Source organism: uncultured Phocaeicola sp., assembly GCF_948499155.1.
Taxonomy (GTDB): Bacteria; Bacteroidota; Bacteroidia; order Bacteroidales; family Bacteroidaceae; genus Phocaeicola; species Phocaeicola faecalis.
The window spans coordinates 70,317-94,356 of sequence record NZ_CAOOSE010000010.1; the positions used below are offsets into that span (position 1 = coordinate 70,317).

The following is a 24,040-nucleotide window of genomic DNA, read 5'->3' on the forward strand; positions in this document are numbered from 1 at the left end:
AATATATGAAAAAAATTTTCTTATTATCCGCTTTATTAGCCACCGGCTCCTCATTATCCGCTTCCTATACCGGAAGAGTTTTTGTTGATAAAAACAACAACGGAATTTGGGAGAAAGGAGAAAAGACATTAAAAGGTATCAAAGTTTCTGACGGACTGAATGTAGTAGAGACCGCCACAGACGGGACCTATACGTTACCAGGACATGGTCGTGAAAAATTTATCTTCATCACCACCCCGTCAGGATACAAGACAATGAACCGCCATTATCACAGAATAGAAACCAAGGAAAAAGGATACGATTTCGGTCTAATCCCCTATAATCCGGGCATACGTAAAGATGGCTCACACCGATTCATCCACATCTCGGACACCGAGATATTCAACACCACTCATCACGAAGACTGGGTGAATAATGTGCGCGACTATGCCGCCAACGAGCAGGCCGCCTTCATTGTCCACACTGGAGATATCTGTTACGAAAAAGGTCTTAAAGCACATATCCGACTAATGAATACGGAAAACATGAATTGTCCTGTATTCTATTGCATCGGTAACCATGACTTGGAACGGGGGAAATATGGAGAAGAAATCTTTGAAAGCGTGTACGGTCCGGTCTATTATTCCTTTGATGTGGCGGGAGTGCATTACATCGTTACTCCGATGCCCTATGGAGACGCCCGCCCGGAATACACCACGGAAGATGTGTGTAACTGGTTGAAAAATGATTTAGCGCACATCAAACCGGGTACACCCATCATGATATTCAACCACGACCTGCTGACCAACGATGACACCTTTATATACAAAGGGAAAAATGGCAACAGCATCAATTTGAACGACTATAATTTGAAAGCATGGATTTACGGTCATTGGCACATCAACTACATGAAAAAACAAGGTAATGTATATACCATCTGTACCAGTTCGTTAGATAAAGGTGGAATAGACCATGCCAAAAGCGCTTATCGCGTGATGACTGTCAACCCTAAAGGAAACCTTTCCACCGAACTGCGTTATACCTACCTGGACCGCAATCTCCGTATCGCTTCTCCACAAGGAAGAACAGGTACTAAAACAGTAACAGTAAACACCTACTCATCTACATCACCGGTAGCCGAGGTAACTTACACTTGTTTGGAAAACGGGAAAACGATTATTCCCTATAAAAAACTCTCTCAAAAGACCGACTGGAGCTGGACAGCAATAATGCCGCTGCATGACACCTATGCCGGAAAAGAATTGGTAATGAGGGTACGCACTCGCTTTAAAGACGGAAGAACTGCTGAAACCGATAGTAAGTTCGTCTATGAAAAGAGTTCTCCAGAAATAACCTTAAACACAGACTGGAAAAACCTGTTGGGAAATGCTACTCACACAGCCACCGCCGCCCCACTGGAAGGTGACTTACAACTGGCGTGGAGTACCAATGTGGGAGCGAATATTTTTATGACTTCTCCGCTAGTATATAATAATAAGGTATATACCGCCTCTACCGACGAAGATTTAAAAGGACGCGCCGCCATCTATGCCTTGAACGGAAAGGACGGTTCCCTTTTATGGAAATATCCCGTAAGAACCTCCATCAAGAACACCATCGCCATAGAAAGCGGAATCGTTTTTGCGCAGGATGTACAAGGTAATCTGTATGCCGTAGATGCCGAGACCGGTAAACTGTGTTGGGAAAGTCAACTGCCGGTAAACGGTCTGCCCAACCTGATAGACGGTCTGGTTACCGATAAAGGTATCGTCTATGCCGGAAGTGGAAAGGCTCTTTCCGCTTTCGAGGCTACAACCGGAAAACTGATATGGAGAAACAAAGACTGGGCACAACGTGAAGGAACAACTTCAACACTGACCGTAGGAAATGACGTTCTGGTGGGTTCCGTGCAGTGGACCGCCCTTTACGGCAATGACGCAAAAACAGGCAAGATGCTATGGAATATATCCGACCATGGGCTACGCAATCGAGGGGCCTCAGCCGCCATGCACGGCTCATTACTATATATCATTGCTGAAAAGAATTTCTTTATCCTAGAAGCCCGGACAGGCAGAATCATCATTCGCAAGCAACTTCCCTATAATCTGGATGTAACCTCCACGCCTTTACTAACCGAAAAAGAAATCATCTTTGGCACAGCCAACAAAGGACTTGTAGCATTGGACAACCAGACTTTGGAAGAAAAATGGAATTGTCCGGTAGAAGATGCATTGATTTTTACAGCTCCTTATACCCGGTCTTTCTCGGGAACGATAGAGACCAGCCCCGTGTTGGCAGGAAATACAGTCTATGTGGGTGCTTCCGACGGAACCGTATATGCCATAGATGCAAACACAGGAAACAAACTTTGGAAATATAAAACAGGAGCACCTATTTTCGGGACAGTCGCTATTTCAGGCAATGCATTGATTGTAACTGATTTTGGCGGGAATGTATATGCATTCCGCACTATGTATCATAAAGAATAAAAAGGCCGTCACCTTTTGGGAAGAGGATGAAACCTATTAATTCATAAGTCTCTGTATGAAAGTGTCTTCTTTGTATCCTTCACACTGAAACACCTATGAACAAAGGAGTTTAATAGGTGTGATGTGTGAAAGCAGCTTTTATCAACATTCTTCTGTGAGAAAACGAGCAGACTTATCTCTATGGGATATTGTTGAGAATGAGGTCATATCCCCCATAGCCTCTCCCACCTGCACTCCATTTTTAATGTATCAAGAGGATGCAGGTGGGAGGATATGAGGATATTTTATTCTATTGACAGAAAGATGCCGGACTGTCCTTGCGGGTCATACAGTATATATTTCCCCTTACCTACAACATAGGACAATTTTAAAGTTCCGTTGACACTGACCACCGACTCTTGCGGCTGTACTCCATTAGTCACCAGGTCTTCATAAGTAAACACATTACAGAATCCTTTTCCTTTTACTTTCATAAGAACCAGTTTGAGCAGGATAGGTCTATAAGCGGAAGATTCATTCTGTTTTTCCACAATCAGCATACCGCCGGTGGAATCGGCCGACAAGACAGTGGCCCGGGAAGCTGTATCCACTATCAATAACCCTTCCTGTTTTTCAATAATAGCCTTTGCCGATTCTTTCCGATTTACCAGTATTTCACCTTTACCGACTATAACATCCGTCAAAGGTTTATAATTCGGATTCGCTTGCTTTCTTGTTTCCGTGACAGCAATACTGTTCTTGCGCAAAATATCTCCCCGCTCATTCTGAATCAATAAATAGCCGGACTCCTTTTCGCCTCCATAGTTCTGCTCTACAATAATACCGGTATCCTCATCCTTCTTTATACAAACCACATCCAACAACGGACTTTGCTCAAACAACGACTGATTAGGGTTCAATTTCTTTTTCTGCTGAAAAGCAATCTGTCCGGCATTGATAACTTCCACTATGCCGTCATTCTTCAGCAAACGGATTCTCTCTCCCGGTATCTGTTCGATGATTTGTCCTTCATACTTCTCGCCCGTACGCAATGCCACCACATCAATCAACCCTGTCAAATCAGTTGCAGCTCTGGGGGCACGCTTTATAGCTTGTATATCTTTCCAATCCAGATAATAGGAATTAGGAGTAAAATCAAGATATTTGATGACTTCTCCTTTTTCCAATATACGCACTTTGCGGGGAACAACATTCCAGTTTGAATAAAGCGGGGCCTTCGCTTCCCGAACGAGGGCAGAATCGAGGGCTATTGTATCATTCTCTGCTGTTTCCGCCAGAATGATGTCAGTCATTTGCAAAAACTTGCTGTTTCTGACAGTCTTTACCAGCAATGGGTTATCCCCTGCCCAAGCTTTCCAAGAGTCGGACAGTGTTTCTATCTCGATATCATAATCTAACATAGACTTCACCTGTTTCACCGGAATATAAACCGTTGCCTTTTCTGCAAAAAAGATAATATCTTTTCCCGGATGCTGAACAGAAATATAACCTTCGAGCACAGAGCCGTTTTTCAGCACAACTGTCTCATAAGGCCCGGCAACGGCAGTTAAAACCAACAGGTTTAATAATAGTATCCAACAAAATCTCTTAGTTTTCATCATTTTATCCTTTAAAAATTGACAAAGAAGGGTTCTACAGTTATGCTCTTACTTACTTTATTCATATCAGGAACAGTAACCGTCACGACACGTTTCTCTTCTTTTATGATTTTAGTAAATGTAGCATAAATCTTTTTGCTCTGTCCGGCATCCAGACTCACCTTTTCTTTCTTCGTTATTAATTGATTGCCTGTTATCACAGCCTCAAATTCCACCGGACCTCCTGTTTGATTTGTCAGGGTAACTACGACCGAAGCAACATCGTCTGCATTCGCTTTCACCTTGGAAGGAGCAATGGCAATGCCGACTCCGGTATTATTGTTCGCAACATTTGAAGTGTTTTTTATCATGTTGCTATTCCAAAGCTGCAGGTTTTCTCCTTCAAGTGAAAGATTGCGGGTCTCCTTTTTAGGTAAAACCAGCGAAAAGACGCGGGTGCTTTTCGCATTCCCGGGCTGGCTGAGATTCACTTTCTCATCACGGTCATTGGAACAGAAAAGTTCCAGTTCCGTCTCCTGCCAGGCCTGAGGCACTGTCACTACATAGTCCACAGACTCCATTCCTGCATCCACCGACTTTAACGAACCTACGGAAGAACGGCATTGGAAATATCCCGGATAAAGTTTCAGCAAACCATATTTATTATCCTTAGAAGCAATGGCATATCCTCTGCTGAAGGGTTGCGCATCGTCAAATTGTGCAGGCAATACGATAGTGCTTCCCTGTTTATAACCATACAAATCATCTTCCGAATAAACAGTCGGGCCATCATATACGATTCTGGATTTAGTTCCCTTTGCTGATTTATCCGCATGCTGTCCAATAGCATAATACTCATCAAACGACAAGACAATATTATTGTCTATCTTAAGCAACTGCCCTGAGGTATTGATGACACAATAACGATTGTCTTTTGTTATAACCAACGCTTCTCCATTCTTAAATGTCGTCCCTGTATATATATCACCTATATCGGATTGCAACACCAGATTTTGTCCGTTTTCGTTTACATAGAAGACTTTGTCCTTGTTTTTTGCATTCAGTAACCCGCTGACAGCATTAAGCCCTGCGGAGAAAAGATTTTTCCCCTTGCAAACAGAAGCCCAACCTTCAGAAAACGGATGCGCCACACTGTATGCAAAATCCAGTATCACCCGGCCATTAGGCCCAATGTATCCAAATTTTCCCTTCTTGTTGCAGACCGGCAATTTGCCTTCAGAGAAGAAAGTATAGTTTCCCACATACCATTCCTCGGAGATTTGTGAGGTAGTCTTATCCTTATGTAAGATGCTCACCAGCTTGTTCTTACCATCTACAAAGCGTAATACCAGTGAGCAATCTTCAACCATATTGGTAATAGAATCGGCATACACACCAACTATTATTTTACCGTCTTTGTCCACCATTCCCACTTGCTTTCCTATTTTCACCTTGTACATGTCTTCCCCATACGGAGTGATAGACGAATACTGAGGAGCTATCGCCCACTTAGCCGTTTGAGCATTCATTCCGCACGGAATGAATGCCCAAATCGTTAATAGCCAACAGGCATACGTCATTACTTTATTCATAGGCCCACCTCCTCTTCATACATTTCTTTCAGATACCTAGCCTGACATGCCAAGCCTAAAGTAGACCCCATTTTCCAGCCTCCCCAAAGAACACCTACCAATTCGCCATATTTATTGAAAATAGGTGACCCGCTGGCTCCGCCGACAGCTTCTCCCTGGAATTCAAAATCATATCTTCCCGGCACTTTGCTACACATTGTTTCCCGAATATCCGGTTCGAGTGAATGGTTGGTCTTCTCCACCGCACGATACGTACCTGCCGGATAACCGATGGTATACAATTTTTCTTCCAACGGTTTCAGTTTCTCTGTATTAAATCGTTTTACATCGAAAATATATTCGATGTCGGATGGAGTTTTCTTTTTGTTCAACTGCAAGATAGCGATATCCTTTTCATCCGTATCAGAAGCCTTTACAACATAGCATCTCTCAAAGTCATCATAATGGGTATAGTTTTGTCCGGGATAGCCTACCGATATATAATCGGATGCACCGGATATGGTATACTTCGTTTGTCTTACTCTGTTAATCAAAGCATTGAGTGACTTTACCCTTTGTCTGGGACTTTCTCCCAACGCTTTTTCTATTAAAACAGTACCGACGGAACTCGATGCCAGAAGTGTCAAATCGCTGTCTGTCTTTACTTCCTTTGTCGGAATCAGTTCCTCCAAAAATTCTTCTATAGCCTGCCTTAACATATCTTCCGTTTCAGGATTCATATAAGCCTTGTCCCAAGGATAGGCCACATGTCTGTTAGTCCCCATACGTCCTTCCCGGTCAATAAAAAATGCCGTCGCCGTATAACTGAACTTATTATACCCCTTAGGTATATTGTCGGAACCTACAACCCGGGCATGCTTGCCGTCCGTCGAGCACAGAACTGTATAAGGCTGACTGCCCAACAGAACATCGTCAAATGTAACCGTATAATAATAATTAGCCATTACCCAAACAACCGCCGGTCTGAATTTGGTAGGGTCAACGGTCTTACGTCCCAATATCCATATTGCCCCAAAAAGAACCGCAGCAGCCACACCGACAGCAGCTACCCATTTAATCCACGGATAAGGGGTGGGGAAAGGTAATTGCTCGGTTACATCCACATCTCCACAGAGAACAATATCTCCCTTTTTCACCCTAATTTCTTTACCCGGTTGTATCTTTACACCATTCACTTTAGTGCCATTTTTACTTCCCAAATCCGTCAGATAACACTTTCCGTCTTTTGCCACCTTGAACATAGCATGAAAACGGCTGACAAAGGCACCGGAAATAACCAAGTCATTCCGAAAGTTCGTACCGATATTAAGAATCGATTTATATTTGCTGGTATTTTCTAAAGCAGGAACTCGGCTCCATTGCAATTCAACATCAGCAAATTTCACATAATCCCCCCGTTGAATGGTAACTTCCTTGTTGGGAGTAATTCTCTTGCCGCCCACAAATGTTCCGTTTGTACTGTTTTTGTCTTCCAAAATGATTTCACCACTATCCAATAATAAGATTTCTGCATGATGGTTACTCACAAATTCGCTATTCAATACAATATTCGAGGAAGACGAACTTCCAATTTTTAATAGTTTCATTGTATATTGTTTTTTTATTAGTATTAGTATATAATAGGTACAGCCTGTTCTTTCTTGGATTCAGAATCATTCTCTTTTTTATCTCCGTTTTTCTTATTCTCCTCTTTCTTGTCCTCCGTCTTTTTCTTAGGGAAGAAATGATTCGACACATCGCTCTTCTCTTTCTTTTCAGAGAGAGAATCCTGCTTCTTCTTTGTCTCTGCCTGTGGTGCCACATCCTTTTCCGGAAGCACCTTTTCATTCTGCGGACATTCAACAACCGGAAACTGGGGAGTATCATCCTTCATATCCTGTATAACGACAATGGCTGTAATGATTACCGCCAGAACTATTACCGCCATAATGCCATATCTGTAATATCTTTGAACATCAGGTACCTGATTCCAATCCAATTGGCGCACATGTGCAAAAGAAACCACATCTCTTCGGGTGATAGGATAGACAGTATCCGATTTCAATTTAACACCATTGACAAATGTTCCATTTTGCCCCATACTAATAATCTCCATCTTTCCGGTTGCATGGATTTTTAAAATAGCATGGCGCCGACTGACTGTACTATCCGACAAAACGATATTACAGCTTTCATCACGACCAATAGTTAGTATCTTCATATTCATTAATTTTATGGCTATTTTATTTTATCTCTAATCTCTTTTATCCTATTTATAATAGAATCATAATGACTTTGTGCTCTACCGCTGTTTTCTTTAGCTATATTTTGTTTCAAAAGAAGTAAAATGCCGTATTCGCGTCCATTCTTCTCTTTACCATTAAACTCTTTTTCAGAGATGCCATATTTCTTTTTCAATTCAGGTTCCAGTTCCTGAACCATTGTCACTGTTTCTTTCAACTTTTGCTCTTTTTCCTTCCCCTCGGAAACATTACGTAATTCCTGCAAATTATTAATAATATCATCCAACCGCTCTATAATATCATATTGATTAATTATAACCGCCATATATTCTTTCGCCTTGCCCGGATTATTGGTAATAATCCGCGATAACGAATCTATAGTTTTCTTCTGTTCCTGTTCTGACTTTCTCAGCTTTTCATCAAACTCTGCCTGAAGTTTTTCACTCCATACCTTTTGCAAAGCTTCTATATCCAACTCTTCATTCTTGGAGGGAGCCACCGCTTGACCCGGTAAATAAAAGCCCTGAATGATATTGCCTGCTATACTGACACAACAGATAAATATCAAAGCAAATAATATATTCCTTATTTTTGTACTCATCTTTTCTTTTAATATTGAATTAAAATTTGTTTCAATTAATGCAACGGTTAGATTATCATGCTTGCCGCCATTTGCAATTCCCTCTTCATCCACACGAATCACAATACTTTCGACAGCCCCTCCCAAAGAAGGGGTACCCGCCACAATATCAATCAACTTCCGTTCCGGAAACATTCCCCATATTCCATCCGTACACAGCATAAAACGGTCTCCCTTTTCATAAGGCAGTTCCACGATATCCGCTTCAATGTCACTATTAGCGCCCAAGGCCTTAGTAATCATGTTTGACTGTTCCGACAAACGTGCCTGCTCCTCATTAATAGTACCGTTTTTAACCATCTCGAAAACCATTGAATGGTCAAATGTGCGGAACTTCTTATGTCCTCTGCGAAATTGGTATATCCTACTGTCTCCGACATAAGCAGCAATGGCCGAATACTCATTAATCAGCAAAGCAGTAACCGTAGTCCCCATACCGCGTAATGCAGGTTTCTTCTGTATCTCTGAAATCAATGCCTGATTCGCCATCTTTATGGCTTGTTGAAGAACTGTCAGAGGAGAATCCGAAGACTTGCCGGAACGCACTGTCTGAATAATTACATCAGTAGCAGTAGACGAAGCAGCCTTACCCGAAGGACCTCCCCCCATCCCATCGCACACAACGACCAATAATCCTAATGGAGTATCGGCATATCCGCATGTATCCTGGTTCTCAGCCCTACCACCTTGTCTGGAGTCAACAAAACCGACAGCAATAGGCAATTGTGTATTTATTGGTATCATAAGGCAAACATTAATAATATAATAATTATTCCAACCAGACAACCCACACCGACCATGACCAACCATGTCGGCACCACCGATGGAGGAGGAGCACTTAAAGCCTTTTGTAAAGCCACCTTAAACTCTCCCGACGACTGGAAACGCTCGTGTTGCTGTTTTTCTGTCGCTTTGCGAAGCACATCCACAACGGCTTTCGGTACTCCCTGTATATCCGGCAATACTTCCATTCGCTGTCTTTGTATAGTCTCTTCCCTTGTAGAAGAATCAAAAGGATTATAGCCGGCCAACAACTCATACAGTGTTACTCCCAACTCATAGATATCCGTTGTTTTATCTACAGTCAATTGGGTCTGTCCGGGTTCGATGATTTGTTCAGGAGCAGCATATTTGGGAGTACCTATCAAACCCGGAGATGTCATACTGACAGAATCGGGGGTATAAGCAATACCCAAATCCATTAACCTTATATTAGAACCGTGCTCTATCATAATATTAGCCGGTTTTATATCCATGTGAACGATTCCTTTCTGATGAAGATAATCCAAAGCATCCATCACAGGATAAAGACTTTCGCAGATTCGCTTTACCGCATCTTTCCTATTTCGTAAATGAACATTAACATGCTCGTCCAATGTTATTCCCTGCACTAGTCTGCTCACTATAAATATCGGGCCATTATATGGATTTAACTCGCAATATCCTATCATCTCTACCAAGTTACGATGCCGGAAAAGCAATGACGCTTCCAATTTGGCTCTTTCACGAATACTTGGTATATTGGCATATTTATCCACAACGCGCTTAATTGCCACCCTTTCCTGAGTCTGACAAGAACGCCCCAAATAAACAGTGCCCATAGCACCGGCGCCCAAAGGTGGTTCTGTCTGGTTGTAAAAGAACCATTCACCGTTTACGCATAAATAGATCTCATCGCCTTTTTGTACTATATTTCTATAATTAGGTTTCATTGGAGTGCTTCTATTCTTCTAGAACATTTACTTATATATTCATTATCATTCGCTTGTGTGGCAAATGTCAATCCTCGTTTGAAATACTCTAAAGCTTTCGTCAAATCCCGGCTATCGGCTTTACCTGTACGTATTTCACCGGCTAAGAAATCACAGCCCAATTCATACAAAGCTTTATAATAAGTCGAATCTGTTTTTACAATACCACTCATCATCTGATGTGCATCCTTACCGTCTTTTTTCAGCGCCTCCGATAAATAGTTCTTTATTTGTTGAATAGACTCAGACGAATCTTCTCCCGGATAGTGCAAACGCGCTATCAAATAAGCTGCATCCATAGAAGAACGATATCCTTTTTGAGCTACTTTCTCCAATAAATTCAAGCCATCGACTGCTTTACCCGAATCACCCAACAATTCAAAAGCTTCTTGTGTGAGCTGAGCGGCAGTCTTTACCATCACACTATGCCCTGATATAGAATCTGTCACCCTTTGTTCCGAGGGAACTGAAGAATCCAAAATCATATTATTCATTTCAGCTTCCCATGCTGCAATTCGTTTCTCGGTTTCTATTCTTTCAAGTTCCGCCCGCTGCTCTTCCTGATTGTCGGCTATGATTTTCCAAGTAATGCCTCCACCGACCAACGCAACTACAATGAGCACTGCAACCCATACATTCTTTTGCCCCATCTTGCCCATAATTGCCTGAACAGTCTCCATAATATTTCCGGACTTTTCCTGTTCCGTTACCAAAGGCATGGAAATCTTACTTATTTGCTCTACTGCCACTCTAAACTCTGCTGCCGATTGATACCGGTCTTTCTGTTTCTTGGCTGTAGCTTTGGCTATAATTTTTCGAATTTCTTTCTGTGGCACTTGTTGCAGAGGCATCTTTTGATGCAACTGCATTTCTAGAACTTCATGAGTAGCCCCTTCAAATGGTACATGCCCCACAATAAATTGAAACAGCATTATTCCGATGGCATAAATATCTGTTGTTTCATTTTGGTGCACCACATCGCCAACAACTAATTCAGGAGAAGCGTATGTTGCTTTTCCCATAAATTGTCCGGCGGTAGTCAGTTGCTGGTCTTGTGTAGTCAGTGTAGAAAGCTGTTTAGCAATACCATAATCAATAATCTTTATTTTCCGATCTGATGTAATCATAATATTACTGGGGTCAAGGTCACGATGGATATATCCTTTGTCGTGCAAAGCCATAATCCCCGATAATATATTTTTGATGACAAACAGTGCAAAGCCACAACGATCCGTCACATATTGATTATATAACTCCTGTGCAAAAGGAATATCCACTCCATTGCTATCTGTTGTTTTTCCTTTTAATAAATCACACAAAACTACTCCGTGCAACAGTTCACTTACCACATGATAATGCTGATGAACAACGGTTGGAGAAACCACTTCATCTATCTGAATAAAGCCAAACATTTCCACCAGATTTTCATTATGAATCTGGATAGAAGCTTCTCTCCGCGCTCTTTCGATGACGTGTGCAGGCAAATCGTCAAACAAGAATTTGATGGCTACATCCACACATACACCGGTCTTTTCTTGAATCCGCTTACCACGATACACCGACCCCATTCCTCCCACGCCAAGGGGCTGGCTATCCGTATCCACCTCGTAACGAATGTGGTTTTGTTTTTCATTTATGCTTTGTATGCAAATAATAGACATATCTTTTTCTTCATTTAGATTAAAAAGGGCTGAGCCTGTTACATAAACTTAGTTTTTCCCGGTTCTGTACCTTGAACTCCGTCCATTGCGACTGTTCCATTATTCATTGGACGATTATTATGGTCATACGGGTTAAAGCTGTCGCCTGTACCTTTAGGCGCAGTAAAAGGAAAATCCACATCCTCTTCCTCCTCTATAGGTATAAAGTTTTCCGATACGGTCAACCCCAAGGCTTGCGTGTCAATCAAAATCAGGAGCAATCGATAATTAAGACCGATTGTAATCAAATCATTATTAAAACACTCATGAGCGCTGTAATCCAACTCCTCTTCATTTACGAATATGCCATTTTTGGAACCTATATCCTTAATTGAAGCCAATATCTTATGTGTAGTTTTCATCTGCTTGATATTCAGTTCCGCATGAATATCCGATACAGTACCTTCCTTCAAACATATATCACAATTACTTGAACGCCCGATTTTATTTGAGCCGATATGAAGAGGCCAATATTCACCAATACCCTGGCGGGATATAGAATACAAAAATCCGACTACCGGAGCCCCCCCTCCTTTAGCACTCGATTCGTGCCGGCCAACATTAGGAGCCATCTCTTCCATTCCGGGAACCATTGTTCCGCGACTTCCCATGTCAGGAGTTGTAGTTCTCGAATACATATTATTCTTCTTGTTTGCATAGTATGAATTTTCCATACCCGGTACAGATGTTTTTTCTTGTGACATAGTATCTATTGTTTTAATTGTTCCTTATATAATTTACAAAGATTGTTTTTTTTTAATATATAAAAAAGCCACACAACGCGCTTAAGGCGTTATGTGGCTCTTATGGGTATCCAAACAGACGAAAATAAGGATTATTCCTATGAAAATATTATTTAGAGAGTCAAACTAATTTCCCTTGTTATTCTAGTTCGGCATCATTCCTGTATCAGTTCATACTTCACTTCAGGAAACCATCGTTCCAATATATTGTCCACTTCCGATTCTATCTCGGGAGTGACATACCTGCACACTTTCTTATAAGCATAAACTAAAGAAAACGCCTCGTCTATCCAGCCGATAACAGGCAACCGTTTGGCGGAAATCAAATCTATCGGAAGTATTAAATAAGATAAAGCTGCAACAATCAACATTTTGTCTGATGACGGAGTTTCGTTACTTCTCAACACATAATACAATAAAAGTACAGGGCGAGCCGTTGTTCTTCCCGCCAGCTTTGCATAATCTACTATCTTTTCCCACCAAAAATCATAATCGATTTTATTCATAATTCTTTTCATACTCGCTTTTTTATATGGTTTTCTACCCTTTTGACGCGAGTGTTCTGAAAAAAGTTGCACTTTTAAGAACATTTTTTAAAAAATGAGGTTATATTTGCAGAAAAGCAGTATTACAAATGAAAAAAATTCTTCTAACATTAGTACTTGCTTTCTGCGTATTGGCAGGGCAAGGACAGACTTCTACGACAGCGTCAGGCGTTAATACAACAGAACTGAATTCCAAGTGGACCAAATTTACCCAACTGGCAGAAAAGAAACAATATAAACAAGCCATAGAAGAAGGAGTGCGCGTCAGCATACTCTTTACCGAAAACAGACAATATAAAGAAGCTTTCGCCACTTGCCGTCAGATGGATGCATTGATTTATGCCAATGAACAAGAAACAAAACAGGCAAATTATCCACTCCGCTATCAGGTGGCCAAAGAACGCTTACGCATGTACACTCGCCTGAAAAATGCAGAGCAATGTAAAAACCAACTCAATCAACTACATACTTATGCAGACCAAATGAAATCGGATGCCTTGTCGGAAGACCTTCTCTTTACCGAGGCTAATTATTATCAAACATTCGGTATGCCGGACAAAAGCTTGGCATGCTATAAAGAGTTGTTTCAGAAACGTTCGAAAGGAAAAGACGAAAAAGGCATAGACCAATGCTATAAAGATATGCTGAGTTATGCAGAACAGAATAACAATGCGCCACTGGCCAGTGCTATGCGCAAGCTTTACACATCTTGGCAAGATTCCATCCAAGCAGTTAAAGCTGCTCAGGAACTGACAACTCTACAACAAAAATATGATGAAAACCGGCAATTGCTACAAGAAAAAGAAGATAAGATAAGTACCAATCTTTTCATTATCATTGCACTTTGCATCCTGACAGCCATTCTTGCCGCTGCACTTGTGTTTCTTGCCGCTTTACTTTTCAAACATATACGCCAAGTAAAGAAGTTAAAACACAGTCTGGGTATCGCCAATGAGAATAATGAACAAAAATCAAGATTCATCAGTAACATCAGTGCGCAGATAGAGCCTACCCTGAGCACAATGGAGGAAGCGACTACAGAAGTATTCTCGGTCGAAATCTTACAGAAGAATATAGACGCTTTGAAAAAACTCATGACTGATATTCAGACATACGTCACTTTGGAAGAGACGCGTGAGGAACATTATCCCATCAAAGAGATGAACATAAATGCTTTGTGCGAAACCATTATGGAAAAAGCCAAGGCAAACTTCAAGCCCGAAGTGGAAGCCGTAGTCAATGTGCCGAGAGTAAATATTAAGACAAATGCAGAAGCATTGGAACGTATCTTACTTTATTTATTGGGAAATGCCGCATTACATACGGACAACGGCAAAATCACATTAGAGTTTAAGAAAAGAAGTGCACACACAGGACAGTTTATCATCACCGATACCGGTACAGGCATACCGGCTGAAATAAAAGGAAAGCTATTCAAGCCATTTGCCGAAATCCATGATTTAACGCAAGGCAATGGGCTGGGCTTACCGACCTGCAGCCTCATCGCCTATAAACTTAACGGCACCTTGCATCTGGATAACGAATACAAGAAGGGAACCCGATTTGTACTGGAATTACATGATAAATAAGATACCCGCTTACTTTGAAAGAGCCAATATATCAGTTCCCGTAGGACTTTGAAATACTTTCAATCCAAACTCGGGAAGCACAGCCAATACATGGTCAAAAACTTCAGCTTGCAGACGTTCATAAGGTATCCAGTCCTTATTGGCAGAGAAAAAATAAAGTTCGATAGGCAAGCCTTGCGGAGTAGGCTGAAGTTGCCGTACCATGAGAGTAAGACTTGTATTTACGCGAGGGTGATGTCGCAAGTACCGTTCCAGATAATGACGGAATATATGCAGGTTCACCTCCTCCTTTCCGGTTCTTTCAAACCCTTCCAACCAGCCGCGCTTCTCAAAGTTCTTCAACTGTTGAGGGGTACAGAAGTGCACTGTCGTCATATCAATATTCAGTGAACGCTTTATTCTTCGCCCGCCGCTTTCTCTCATGCCGCGCCAATTCTGAAAAGAATCACTCACTAAAGCATACGGAGGAACAGTCGTGATGGTATTATCCCAGTTTTGCACTTTCACGGTAGTTAATGTCACTTCTATCACCGTACCGTCAGCTCCATATTTAGGCATCGTAATCCAGTCACCCGGACGAAGCATATTATTGGCTGAAAGTTGTACTCCGGCAACCAATCCCATGATAGTATCCTTGAACACCAACATCAGAATAGCGGCAGAAGCCCCCAAACCGGTCAGAATATTCACCGGATCTTTATCAATCAACGTACTGATGATGATGATTACACCTACACATATCACTATCAGTTTCAGCATTTGATACACCCCCTTCAACGGATGGTTCTTCAACTTCTCGTGCTCGCTGGAAATAGTATAAAGTGAAGTGAGAAAAGAACAAATCAAGCGCATTGCCACAGCAGTAATATATACCCAGCATAGCTTGAGGATGAACGTCAAAGTCACAGGTTCATACGGAAAAGCAAAAGGAAGCAATGCATATAATATAATAGGCGGGATGAGATGGCACATATTATCCAGTACGGCATCATTGAATAGATAATCATCCCAGGTAGCCTGTGTCTTTGCTGTCAGTTTCTTTATGGTAGGAACTACTATTTTCCTACAAAAAAAATCTGCCACAAAAGCAATGATAATAATACCGGCTATAATAATGATACGGTGAGTCATCCCCAGGCTTTCCTGATGTACCCCCATCTGCTGAAGTAAACTGGTAAGTTCGCTATTTATTGTATCCATACTACATTCGTTTTCCGCAAAGATAAGAAAAACGCCCTATTACCCGCAAAGGCAACAAGGCGTTTTTTCTTTCCAGTTAAGAACTATTATTTTTTCTTCGTCAACCACTTTTCCTGAATATTCTGCATTACTTCATACCAGTTAGGAATATAAACCGTTGCAAATATTGTGTTCACAGCCATGCCGAATACTACTGCCGCACCCAATGCTACACGGCTGCCGGCCCCTGCGCCCGTAGCAAACAACAATGGCATCACACCCAGCACGAAGGTAAATGAAGTCATTAGAATAGGGCGCAACCGCACGTGCCCCGCCTCGTATGCCGCCTCACGGATCGGATTGCCGGCTTTACGGTAATCACGAGCGAACTCCACAATCAAGATACCATTCTTTGCCGAAAGAGCAATCAACAGAATGATACCAATCTGCGTATAAATACTCACCGGAACTCCCATTACCCAGCAACCGAGCATCGCTCCCAAAATAGCGACCGGTAAGCCCATCACAGCAGCCACCGGGCTTGTCCAACTTTCATATTGGGCAGCAAGAACCAGATAAGCCACCAACAATGCCATAATCAGGATAATGGTAGTGGTATTGCCGGCCTGCGTTTCCTGATAAGCAACGGAAGTCCATTCATAGCCAAACTCATTGCCCAATTGATTCTTTATCAGACCCGACACTGCCTCTATCGCCTGACCGGAACTACTGCCTGCTGCCGGAGTACATGTGATGGAAGCAGCCGAATACATATTATACCGGTTAATCTGATCCATTCCCAGCTTCTGTTCTATCTGCGTAAAACTACTGAAAGGCACCATCTCTCCTTTTGAGTTGACCACACTCAGTTTCAGTACATCATCAATCACCTTCTGTGCCTGTTCGCCGGCTTCCAGCTTCACCTGATAGATACGACCGAACTCCACAAAATCATTCACGTATGCCTGTCCCATATAATATCCCAGTGTAGAGAAAACCTGATTCAATTGTAAACCCATCAGCTGAACCTTGTCACGATCTATATTCAGAAAATATTGAGGTACATCCGCCTGATACATACTACTCATAGAGGCAATAGCCGGCTCTGTGTGATAATTAGCCAACAAAGCCTCAACCGCCTTTTGTAATTCTTCCGCACCCAACGACTTGCGATCTTCCAGTTCGAGCTGCAATCCGCCCGTATTACCCATGCCCGGAATAGCGGGAGGAATAATACCAAAGACTTGGGCTTCCTGTATCATGGCATATGCCTGTCCGTTAAAACGATTGACCACCGCTTGAGCTGTATGCTCTTTACCCGCACGCTCTTTCCAATTCTTCAGTACCACAAAATAGGTGGCAGCATTGGGCAACTGCCCGCCTCCCATAATACTGAATCCGTTTACGCCTAAATAAGTCTTCACCTCGGAATACTCTGACAAAATAGCATCAATCTGCTTGCCTACCATCTGCGTACGCTCCAACGAAGAAGCAGCCGGAAGCTGTATGGCAATCATAAAGTACCCGTCGTCTTCTTCGGGGATAAAGGTGCTGGGCCACTTCACAAACATCAGAATAGCAATGACCGATATAACAATGTAAGAACCGATAGCAATGACCGGACGTGCCAACAACCATTTCACTGAAGCGTCATAAACCCGCTGCATCCAGTCGTTCATGCTGTCGAACCAACGGAACAAACGTGCTTTATGCGCCGGAGTGGGACGCAACAGCAAGGCGCAAACTGCAGGAGTCAGTGTCAGCGAATTAAAACCGCTTATGACCGTAGAAGCTGCGATAGTCAATGCGAACTGTTTATAAAGCTGACCGGAAATGCCACTAATCAGTGTCGTGGGAATAAATACGGCAAGCAACACCAGTACCACTCCCACAATAGGTCCGGTAATCTCTCCCATAGCCTGCTCAGTAGCAGCCCGGGCATCCAACTTCCCTTCATCCAAAATGCGGGTGGCATTTTCAGTCACCACAATGGCATCGTCCACCACAATGGCAATCGCCAGTATCAGCCCGAACAACGTCAGCGTATTGATGGAAAAGCCCAAAGCAGCCATTACCGCCAATGTTCCGATAAGGGACACGGGAATAGTAAGACATGGAATAAGAACCGCCCGCCAACTTTGCAGGAAGAAAAAGATAACCAGCACCACTAGAATAATCGCCTCCACGAAGGTCTTCATTACTTCATCAATGGAGTCATGAACCACATCTGTAGTGTCCAATGTCACATTGTACTTCACCCCTACCGGAAAAGTTTCAGCCAGTTCCGCCATACGTGCACGCACTCCTTTAGACACATCCAGCGAGTTACTGCCCGGCAACTGATAGACGGCAATACCTGCCGTAGGCTGTCCCTTCAATCGGGAAACAACTCCATACTCGGCACTTCCCAATTCAATTTTAGCAACATCCCTCAAACGGAGCACCTTCCCCTGATCCTCCACTCTCAATATGATATCTCCGAACTCTTCGGGCGTAGAGAGTCGTCCTTTCACATTCAGTGTATATTGAAAATCATTATTGGCCGAAGTACCGATAGGCTGCCCCACATAACCGGCGGAAACCTCCATATTCTGACTCTGAATGGCCGAGTAAACCTGTTGCGGAGTGATATTGCGAATACGCATTGTTTCGGGGTTCAGCCACACACGCATAGAATAGTCGCCTGCTCCCATGACATTCACCGCCCCCACTCCCGGCACACGGGTCAACTGGTCCACCAGATTCAAATTAGCATAATTAGTAAGGTAAAGACCATCATAAATACTGTCACCGCTCAATGTAAGCATCATCACAATATTAGACGATTGCTTCTGCACAGTCACCCCTTGTACCTTCACTGCCTCAGGCAGAGAATTCAATGCCACACTGACCCGGTTCTGCACCATCACGGTCGCCATATCGATATCCGTTCCGACCTCGAATGTCACAGTCAATGAATATGCACCGGATGCAGAAGAGTTAGAACTCATATAAAGCATTCCGTCTACTCCATTCACTTGTTGCTCGATTGGAATACCTACTGTCTGTGCCACAGTTTCGGCATTAGCCCCCGGATACACAGCACTGACTTGCACCGTAGGAGGTGTAATGTCGGGATACTGCGCCACAGGCAATATATTTAATGTAACGAGCCCGGCCACCACAAACAGCAATGCAAGCACAGTGGCAAATATAGGCCGTTCGATAAAAAATTTAGAGAACATACGCTATTGTTTTTTGGTGGTTTCACTTTCCATTACCGGGTCAACTTTCATTCCTTGACGTACTTTCAGCAATGCTTTAGTCACATATCGTTCATTCGGAGAAAGTCCGCTTTTAACGATTCTCATATTTCCATCCGTCAACTGTCCCGGTTCGATATGACGGTAATTGACAATATTACTATCATTGACCACATACAGAAATTTTCCGAGCTGGTCTGTACCGATAGAAGCATCGTTCACCAATATTGCATGATCCGCCTCGCCGTATGGCAGCGTCACACTGACAAACAGTCCGGGGCGTAACGTCCCTTCAGGGTTATCCAGTTCGGCACGCAAACGAAGTGTTCCTGTTGTCAGCGTCACATTCGGAGACAAGTAGTCCAGTTTAGCCTTCCATGTCTGGCTACCATCCGTACCCAAACTTAATGTAACGAAATGAGTAGCAGCCGGAATCTTGCTGTTGTTCTCCTGTACCAACTGATAAGTCAGGTATTGATTGTCCGCGATATTAAAATACGAATACATCCGATTGTCTTTATAAACCGTTGCCAACTTCACCGGCTGCAAGGCTCCCCCGATGTAAGCACCCACCGAATAATTGGAAATATCCACCACTCCGTTACAGGGAGCTTTCACATAGCAATAGCTGAGATTGGTACGTGCTGTTTTCAAGGCAGCCTCCGCATTACTGACTGCCGCCTCACAGGAAGTAACGGTACTCTCGGCCTGCAAATATTGTATGCGGCTGACCGCATCACTTTTAATAGCCTCTTTCATACGCTGATAACTGCTAACGGCATAATCGAGATTAGCTTGAGCCGTTTTAAGTTCAGCTTCCGCTTGCTTGACAGCATTTTCATAAAGTGTCGGTTCAATCACAAACAATACCTGCCCCTGCTTCACTCGCGAACCCGGAACAAAGTTTTTTGCCTGTAACGTACCGTTCACCCGTCCTACCAGGTCTACGGTCGATTCCGCTTCCAGATAACCCGGATAATCCTTCGTTAGTGTGACATTCTGTACCAGCGGGTGTGCTACATCAATAGGCAAAGCTCCCATTGTCGTGCCGGAAGACTGTTTCTTATCGCAAGCCGTCAGAGTTAGGGCGGTCAGTGCGATGGTTATCATTAGTTTTTTCATATCTTGGTATAGGCTTTAATTTATTAGTTTACTTTTATTATATGAATTTTACCACCCTCCTCCCAATGCCTGATACATTTGTATAAGACAAATCAATGAATAACCCTGTGCCTGCACTAAGGCATTTTCATAAGAAAGAAGCGAGCGCTGTGCATCCAAGACGTTTTGAAATGGACTCAACCCTTGCTTGTACAGGTCGAGAGAAAGTTTAAACGCTTCTTTGCCCTGATTCACCATCTCACGGCAAGCCACAATCTGCTTGATAGAATTCCGATAGCTGCTCATGGCATTATCCACCTCTTGCACAGCCGTCAGCACCGTATTATTGAATTGATTGATTGTCTCATCCAACTGAGCCCGTTGCAGTTTCACCGCGTTCAGACGCTGCCCTCCATTAAAGACAGTCCAACTCATAGAAGGAGCAATACTCCAGGTCATGCTGCTTCTTTTTGTCAAATCTTTTATATCATGCGAAGCATAACCTAAAGACCCATTCAGAAAGAAAGAAGGTAACCAATCCGATTTGGATGCCCCAAGCAATGCAGCTTGAGCATTCACCTGCCTTTCTGCAGCACGTACATCAGGACGACGCAGCAAGAGTTGTCCCGGCACCCCTACCCCCACCGGTTCTATATAGTCGGGCAATGGGCGACCGTCTTTCAAAGACGACGCCACATCCTGCGGATAAAGTCCCAGCAACACGGCCAATGCATTGGTATATTGGATAATGCTTGATTCAACAGAAGGAATGGAAGCCAATGTGCTATAATACACAGACTTGGCCTGCGCGACATCCAGTTTCGATACCAAGCCGGTGTTATAGCGCACTTCGGTAATTTCCACCACCGCTTTCTGAGATAAAGCATTGCGCTGCAATACGCCCAATTCTTGCTGCGCCTCCCTCAGGTTAAAATAAGCGGATGCCACTTCTGCGCAAAGAGAAACCATTGTGGCATTATATTCTTCACGGCTGGCCGCAAAATTCTCTTTCTGCGCTTTCACACGCTGGCGAATAGCACCAAACACATCTATCTGCCAGCTCATATTCACTCCGGCATCAAAATATCCCACACGCGACTGAGGCTGTCCGGTTCCGGTATTTCCACTGGTTTGCTGCCTGCTCCACCCGGCATCGAGCGATAAAGAAGGATAATATCCCCCACGCGTCATCCTCAGATTCGCTTTTGCCATGTCCATGCGGTTTATAGCCATCAGTGCCGAAGGATTCTGCTTTATCGCCACACGGATGAGCGAGTCAAGGGTAACATCTTCAAACACTTTCCACCAATGGTCGTCCATCGGCAGAGTCTGTTGAAACATGGCATCCTGTTCCTGCCATCCGGAAGGCAAGGGATGAGCCAAATATTTTTCCGCTTGCTGTCCCTTCACCCCCAGTGAAGAAAGAAGCAACATAAAAAGAACAAAACGTATTCTCGCCATAATCTTATCACTTAATTTTCAAAACATAGTGATAAACAGCGTAGAATACGTTTTGTTTGAGAGGTGAGACACTTTAACTGCCTCTATGTATAATGCTTATTTTCCAAACAAATTATTAATCACCGACATAGAGCCTGTCAACAATCCGCCCAATTCATCCTGATTGAACGTGACCGCATAATTGGATGGAGACAGTTGGAAGTCGATTTGGCTAATGCCGTTCTTGCCTACTTTCTTCAAGTCTTTCGCCTTGATATTATAATAGCCGAAACGACGGAATGTCTGGTACACATCGCCCCACTCAATATCAATGGACTGCAATACCGAAGCGCCTCCCGAAACAGTAGGCAGTTCCAATACTTTTCCATTGCCCAGAGTCAGCAGACATTGGCTGTCATCCGGAATTTCCACTTCATGTCCCGAACCGATTGTCACAGCCAGAGAATAACGAATCGTACTTTTATACTGGAAGCCCGCCAAAGCTACATATACACTCATCCCATTAGACACTCCCAAATCCATACCCAAGCACACTACGGTACGTACTCCCGCATCATTGGTTTTATCATAAATCACATCCTGTGCCATAGCAGTGACACCAAGCATTGCCATTACAAATAAAAATAATAATTTTCTCATAATCCATTTATTTAATGTTTCTTTTATCACAGTGCATACCCTACTATTTGTTATAACAAACTACAGCTTAATAGGATGACAAAGCTAACAATTATTTTGCAAAATAAAATTTATCCTCTTCTATTTCGTTCATTTTCAAAGAAATTCCTATCTTTAGGCAGTTTAATATAAATCCATATCAAATATGAAAAACATTCTGTTAATCCTGTTTATGGCATTGTCTGCTACCGGATATGCCTCTACCCCGAAAAAAAATGCCATGACAGTTTGCCATGAAGTGATACAAACCGGTAAGTTCCCCAAGGCTTCCGTTATCTTTTGGATAGACTTGGATAAAAGTAAATCCAACATGGGCAAAACGATTCGCAATGTCAAAGCAAAAGTTTCTATAAATAAAGAAGGAAAGATAAATGTGTTGGAATACGAAAAGAAACAACCTTCACTGATTACCAACAAAATAGACAAATGTCTCAAAACTTTCCGCGTAAAACCCGAATGGATAGCAAGCGGAAAGGTAAAAACCGGAGAAAATATTGTTTTCCTGCGCTTCCTTGACGAATACTAGCATGCAGACAAATTGCTCAAACTTCACAAGAATGTGCACATTTTCTCGTCATATCCTTTTGTCGCTTAAATAGTTTGCTTAAATTTGTCGCCAAAACAGATTTTACTAATACCAAATATATATAAATATATGAGTTTAAAAATTGTAGTACTGGCAAAACAAGTTCCCGACACACGCAACGTTGGGAAAGATGCCATGAACGCTGACGGCACCATCAACCGTGCAGCACTTCCGGCCATCTTCAACCCGGAAGACCTGAACGCCTTGGAACAGGCACTCAGACTGAAAGACACACATCCCGGCTCCACTGTTACCATTCTGACCATGGGCCCCGGACGCGCTGCCGAAGTCATTCGTGAAGGACTCTACAGAGGAGCAGACAATGGATATTTATTGACCGACCGTGCTTTTGCTGGGGCCGACACCCTGGCCACTTCGTATGCCATCGCCACCGCTATCCGCAAAATAGGCGAATATGACCTGATTATCGGCGGACGCCAAGCTATCGACGGTGATACCGCACAGGTAGGCCCGCAGGTTGCAGAAAAACTGGGATTAAGCCAGATAACTTACACTGAAGAGATTCTGAATGTAGACGAAACTGCCCGTCGCATCACGGTGAAACGTCATATTGACGGTGGAGTGGAAACAGTGGAAGGCCCTCTGCCTATTGTGTTGACTGTAAACGGAAGTGCAGCTCCCTGCCGTCCGCGCAACGCCAAACTGTTACAGAAATATAAACGTGCCCTCGGTGCACAGGAAAAAGCTGCCATCACCAAAGAAGGAGCAGCGCTGCCATACGCCGAACTATACGAAAAGTATCCTTACCTCAATATTACTGAATGGAGTGTAGCCGATGTATGTGGCGATACCAAACAGTGCGGTCTGTCAGGTTCTCCCACCAAAGTGAAGAAAATTGAAAACATCGTCTTCCAGGCTAAAGAGAGCAAGACCATGACAGGAAGCGACCAGGATGTAGAAGGATTGATTGTAGAACTGTTAGCTAACCACACAATAGGATAACGA

The 24,040-nt window shown here is 43.1% G+C and carries 18 protein-coding genes; 4 read left to right on the plus strand and 14 right to left on the minus strand.

Annotation, left to right across the window (positions count from 1 at the left end; all coding sequences use genetic code 11):
* The first annotated feature begins 5 nt into the window (after nucleotides 1–5).
* Complete coding sequence (locus tag QYT14_RS09490) at nucleotides 6–2,468, plus strand: PQQ-binding-like beta-propeller repeat protein (protein ID WP_288324665.1); 2,463 nt, start codon at nucleotides 6–8, stop codon at nucleotides 2,466–2,468.
* Nucleotides 2,469–2,752: 284 nt separating this feature from the next.
* Here the strand turns inward: QYT14_RS09490 and QYT14_RS09495 are convergent, their stop codons facing one another.
* The 9 genes from QYT14_RS09495 to QYT14_RS09535 all read right to left on the minus strand — a co-directional run bounded on the left by QYT14_RS09495 (nucleotide 2,753) and on the right by QYT14_RS09535 (nucleotide 13,211).
* Nucleotides 2,753–4,069 (minus strand): hypothetical protein, encoded by a 1,317-nt coding sequence (locus tag QYT14_RS09495; RefSeq protein WP_288324663.1) that lies wholly within the window; start codon nucleotides 4,067–4,069, stop codon nucleotides 2,753–2,755.
* A gap of 8 nt (nucleotides 4,070–4,077) precedes the next feature.
* Nucleotides 4,078–5,637 carry a WG repeat-containing protein gene (locus tag QYT14_RS09500; protein ID WP_288324662.1) on the minus strand — a complete coding sequence of 520 codons (1,560 nt, stop codon included), beginning with the start codon at nucleotides 5,635–5,637 and terminating at the stop codon, nucleotides 4,078–4,080.
* Nucleotides 5,634–7,223: an FHA domain-containing protein gene (locus tag QYT14_RS09505; protein ID WP_288324661.1), complete on the minus strand. Its 1,590-nt coding sequence runs from the start codon at nucleotides 7,221–7,223 to the stop codon at nucleotides 5,634–5,636. The genes QYT14_RS09500 and QYT14_RS09505 overlap by 4 nt, the downstream gene beginning before the upstream one ends.
* 23 nt (nucleotides 7,224–7,246) lie before the next feature.
* Nucleotides 7,247–7,837, minus strand: a complete 591-nt coding sequence (locus QYT14_RS09510) for an FHA domain-containing protein (RefSeq protein WP_288324660.1) — start codon at nucleotides 7,835–7,837, stop codon at nucleotides 7,247–7,249.
* Nucleotides 7,838–7,854: 17 nt separating this feature from the next.
* The gene (locus tag QYT14_RS09515) at nucleotides 7,855–9,243 is read right to left on the minus strand and encodes a protein phosphatase 2C domain-containing protein (protein WP_237039196.1); all 1,389 of its coding nucleotides are present in this window, start codon (nucleotides 9,241–9,243) and stop codon (nucleotides 7,855–7,857) included.
* Nucleotides 9,240–10,211, minus strand: a complete 972-nt coding sequence (locus QYT14_RS09520; protein WP_237039195.1) for a serine/threonine-protein kinase — start codon at nucleotides 10,209–10,211, stop codon at nucleotides 9,240–9,242. The genes QYT14_RS09515 and QYT14_RS09520 overlap by 4 nt, the downstream gene beginning before the upstream one ends.
* Nucleotides 10,208–11,911 (minus strand): serine/threonine-protein kinase, encoded by a 1,704-nt coding sequence (locus QYT14_RS09525; RefSeq protein WP_288324659.1) that lies wholly within the window; start codon nucleotides 11,909–11,911, stop codon nucleotides 10,208–10,210. Before QYT14_RS09525 ends, QYT14_RS09520 begins: the two co-directional genes overlap by 4 nt.
* A 38-nt stretch (nucleotides 11,912–11,949) precedes the next feature.
* A complete protein-coding gene (locus tag QYT14_RS09530) occupies nucleotides 11,950–12,654 on the minus strand; it encodes an FHA domain-containing protein (RefSeq protein WP_237039193.1) in 705 nt (234 codons plus the stop codon).
* A 194-nt stretch (nucleotides 12,655–12,848) separates the two neighbouring features.
* Nucleotides 12,849–13,211 carry a DUF1232 domain-containing protein gene (locus tag QYT14_RS09535; RefSeq protein ID WP_237039192.1) on the minus strand — a complete coding sequence of 121 codons (363 nt, stop codon included), beginning with the start codon at nucleotides 13,209–13,211 and terminating at the stop codon, nucleotides 12,849–12,851.
* A gap of 116 nt (nucleotides 13,212–13,327) precedes the next feature.
* Between QYT14_RS09535 and QYT14_RS09540 the strand changes: the two genes are divergently transcribed.
* Nucleotides 13,328–14,827 (plus strand): HAMP domain-containing sensor histidine kinase, encoded by a 1,500-nt coding sequence (locus tag QYT14_RS09540; protein ID WP_288324658.1) that lies wholly within the window; start codon nucleotides 13,328–13,330, stop codon nucleotides 14,825–14,827.
* A 9-nt stretch (nucleotides 14,828–14,836) separates the two neighbouring features.
* Here QYT14_RS09540 and QYT14_RS09545 read toward each other — a convergent pair whose 3' ends face one another.
* The 5 genes from QYT14_RS09545 to QYT14_RS09565 form a co-directional block, all read right to left on the minus strand.
* Nucleotides 14,837–16,027 carry a mechanosensitive ion channel domain-containing protein gene (locus QYT14_RS09545; protein ID WP_288324657.1) on the minus strand — a complete coding sequence of 397 codons (1,191 nt, stop codon included), beginning with the start codon at nucleotides 16,025–16,027 and terminating at the stop codon, nucleotides 14,837–14,839.
* 86 nt (nucleotides 16,028–16,113) lie between these two features.
* Entirely contained in the window at nucleotides 16,114–19,230 is a 3,117-nt protein-coding gene (locus QYT14_RS09550) for a multidrug efflux RND transporter permease subunit (protein WP_288324656.1), read from the minus strand.
* Between the two features lie 3 nt (nucleotides 19,231–19,233).
* Nucleotides 19,234–20,370 (minus strand): efflux RND transporter periplasmic adaptor subunit, encoded by a 1,137-nt coding sequence (locus tag QYT14_RS09555; RefSeq protein ID WP_288324655.1) that lies wholly within the window; start codon nucleotides 20,368–20,370, stop codon nucleotides 19,234–19,236.
* A gap of 48 nt (nucleotides 20,371–20,418) precedes the next feature.
* Nucleotides 20,419–21,810 (minus strand): TolC family protein, encoded by a 1,392-nt coding sequence (locus QYT14_RS09560; protein WP_288324654.1) that lies wholly within the window; start codon nucleotides 21,808–21,810, stop codon nucleotides 20,419–20,421.
* Between the two features lie 96 nt (nucleotides 21,811–21,906).
* Nucleotides 21,907–22,449, minus strand: a complete 543-nt coding sequence (locus QYT14_RS09565) for a hypothetical protein (protein ID WP_288324653.1) — start codon at nucleotides 22,447–22,449, stop codon at nucleotides 21,907–21,909.
* 184 nt (nucleotides 22,450–22,633) lie between these two features.
* Between QYT14_RS09565 and QYT14_RS09570 the strand changes: the two genes are divergently transcribed.
* Nucleotides 22,634–23,014, plus strand: a complete 381-nt coding sequence (locus QYT14_RS09570; protein ID WP_237039185.1) for a DUF4891 domain-containing protein — start codon at nucleotides 22,634–22,636, stop codon at nucleotides 23,012–23,014.
* 129 nt (nucleotides 23,015–23,143) lie between these two features.
* On the plus strand, nucleotides 23,144–24,037 hold the full coding sequence (locus QYT14_RS09575; RefSeq protein WP_237039184.1) for an electron transfer flavoprotein subunit beta/FixA family protein: 894 nt from the start codon (nucleotides 23,144–23,146) through the stop codon (nucleotides 24,035–24,037).
* Nucleotides 24,038–24,040: the final 3 nt, after the last annotated feature.

What these genes read in the sequence shown, in the direction of transcription:
- QYT14_RS09495 (WP_288324663.1), bottom strand. Translation starts at nt 4,069, where the DNA reads ATGATGAAAACTAAGAGATTTTGTTGGATACTATTATTAAACCTGTTG.
- QYT14_RS09575 (WP_237039184.1), top strand. Translation starts at nt 23,144, where the DNA reads ATGAGTTTAAAAATTGTAGTACTGGCAAAACAAGTTCCCGACACACGC.
- QYT14_RS09535 (WP_237039192.1), bottom strand. Translation starts at nt 13,211, where the DNA reads ATGAAAAGAATTATGAATAAAATCGATTATGATTTTTGGTGGGAAAAG.
- QYT14_RS09565 (WP_288324653.1), bottom strand. Translation starts at nt 22,449, where the DNA reads ATGAGAAAATTATTATTTTTATTTGTAATGGCAATGCTTGGTGTCACT.
- QYT14_RS09530 (WP_237039193.1), bottom strand. Translation starts at nt 12,654, where the DNA reads ATGTCACAAGAAAAAACATCTGTACCGGGTATGGAAAATTCATACTAT.
- QYT14_RS09555 (WP_288324655.1), bottom strand. Translation starts at nt 20,370, where the DNA reads ATGAAAAAACTAATGATAACCATCGCACTGACCGCCCTAACTCTGACG.
- QYT14_RS09540 (WP_288324658.1), top strand. Translation starts at nt 13,328, where the DNA reads ATGAAAAAAATTCTTCTAACATTAGTACTTGCTTTCTGCGTATTGGCA.
- QYT14_RS09570 (WP_237039185.1), top strand. Translation starts at nt 22,634, where the DNA reads ATGAAAAACATTCTGTTAATCCTGTTTATGGCATTGTCTGCTACCGGA.
- QYT14_RS09500 (WP_288324662.1), bottom strand. Translation starts at nt 5,637, where the DNA reads ATGAATAAAGTAATGACGTATGCCTGTTGGCTATTAACGATTTGGGCA.
- QYT14_RS09505 (WP_288324661.1), bottom strand. Translation starts at nt 7,223, where the DNA reads ATGAAACTATTAAAAATTGGAAGTTCGTCTTCCTCGAATATTGTATTG.
- QYT14_RS09550 (WP_288324656.1), bottom strand. Translation starts at nt 19,230, where the DNA reads ATGTTCTCTAAATTTTTTATCGAACGGCCTATATTTGCCACTGTGCTT.
- QYT14_RS09515 (WP_237039196.1), bottom strand. Translation starts at nt 9,243, where the DNA reads ATGATACCAATAAATACACAATTGCCTATTGCTGTCGGTTTTGTTGAC.
- QYT14_RS09525 (WP_288324659.1), bottom strand. Translation starts at nt 11,911, where the DNA reads ATGTCTATTATTTGCATACAAAGCATAAATGAAAAACAAAACCACATT.
- QYT14_RS09545 (WP_288324657.1), bottom strand. Translation starts at nt 16,027, where the DNA reads ATGGATACAATAAATAGCGAACTTACCAGTTTACTTCAGCAGATGGGG.
- QYT14_RS09560 (WP_288324654.1), bottom strand. Translation starts at nt 21,810, where the DNA reads ATGGCGAGAATACGTTTTGTTCTTTTTATGTTGCTTCTTTCTTCACTG.
- QYT14_RS09520 (WP_237039195.1), bottom strand. Translation starts at nt 10,211, where the DNA reads ATGAAACCTAATTATAGAAATATAGTACAAAAAGGCGATGAGATCTAT.
- QYT14_RS09510 (WP_288324660.1), bottom strand. Translation starts at nt 7,837, where the DNA reads ATGAAGATACTAACTATTGGTCGTGATGAAAGCTGTAATATCGTTTTG.
- QYT14_RS09490 (WP_288324665.1), top strand. Translation starts at nt 6, where the DNA reads ATGAAAAAAATTTTCTTATTATCCGCTTTATTAGCCACCGGCTCCTCA.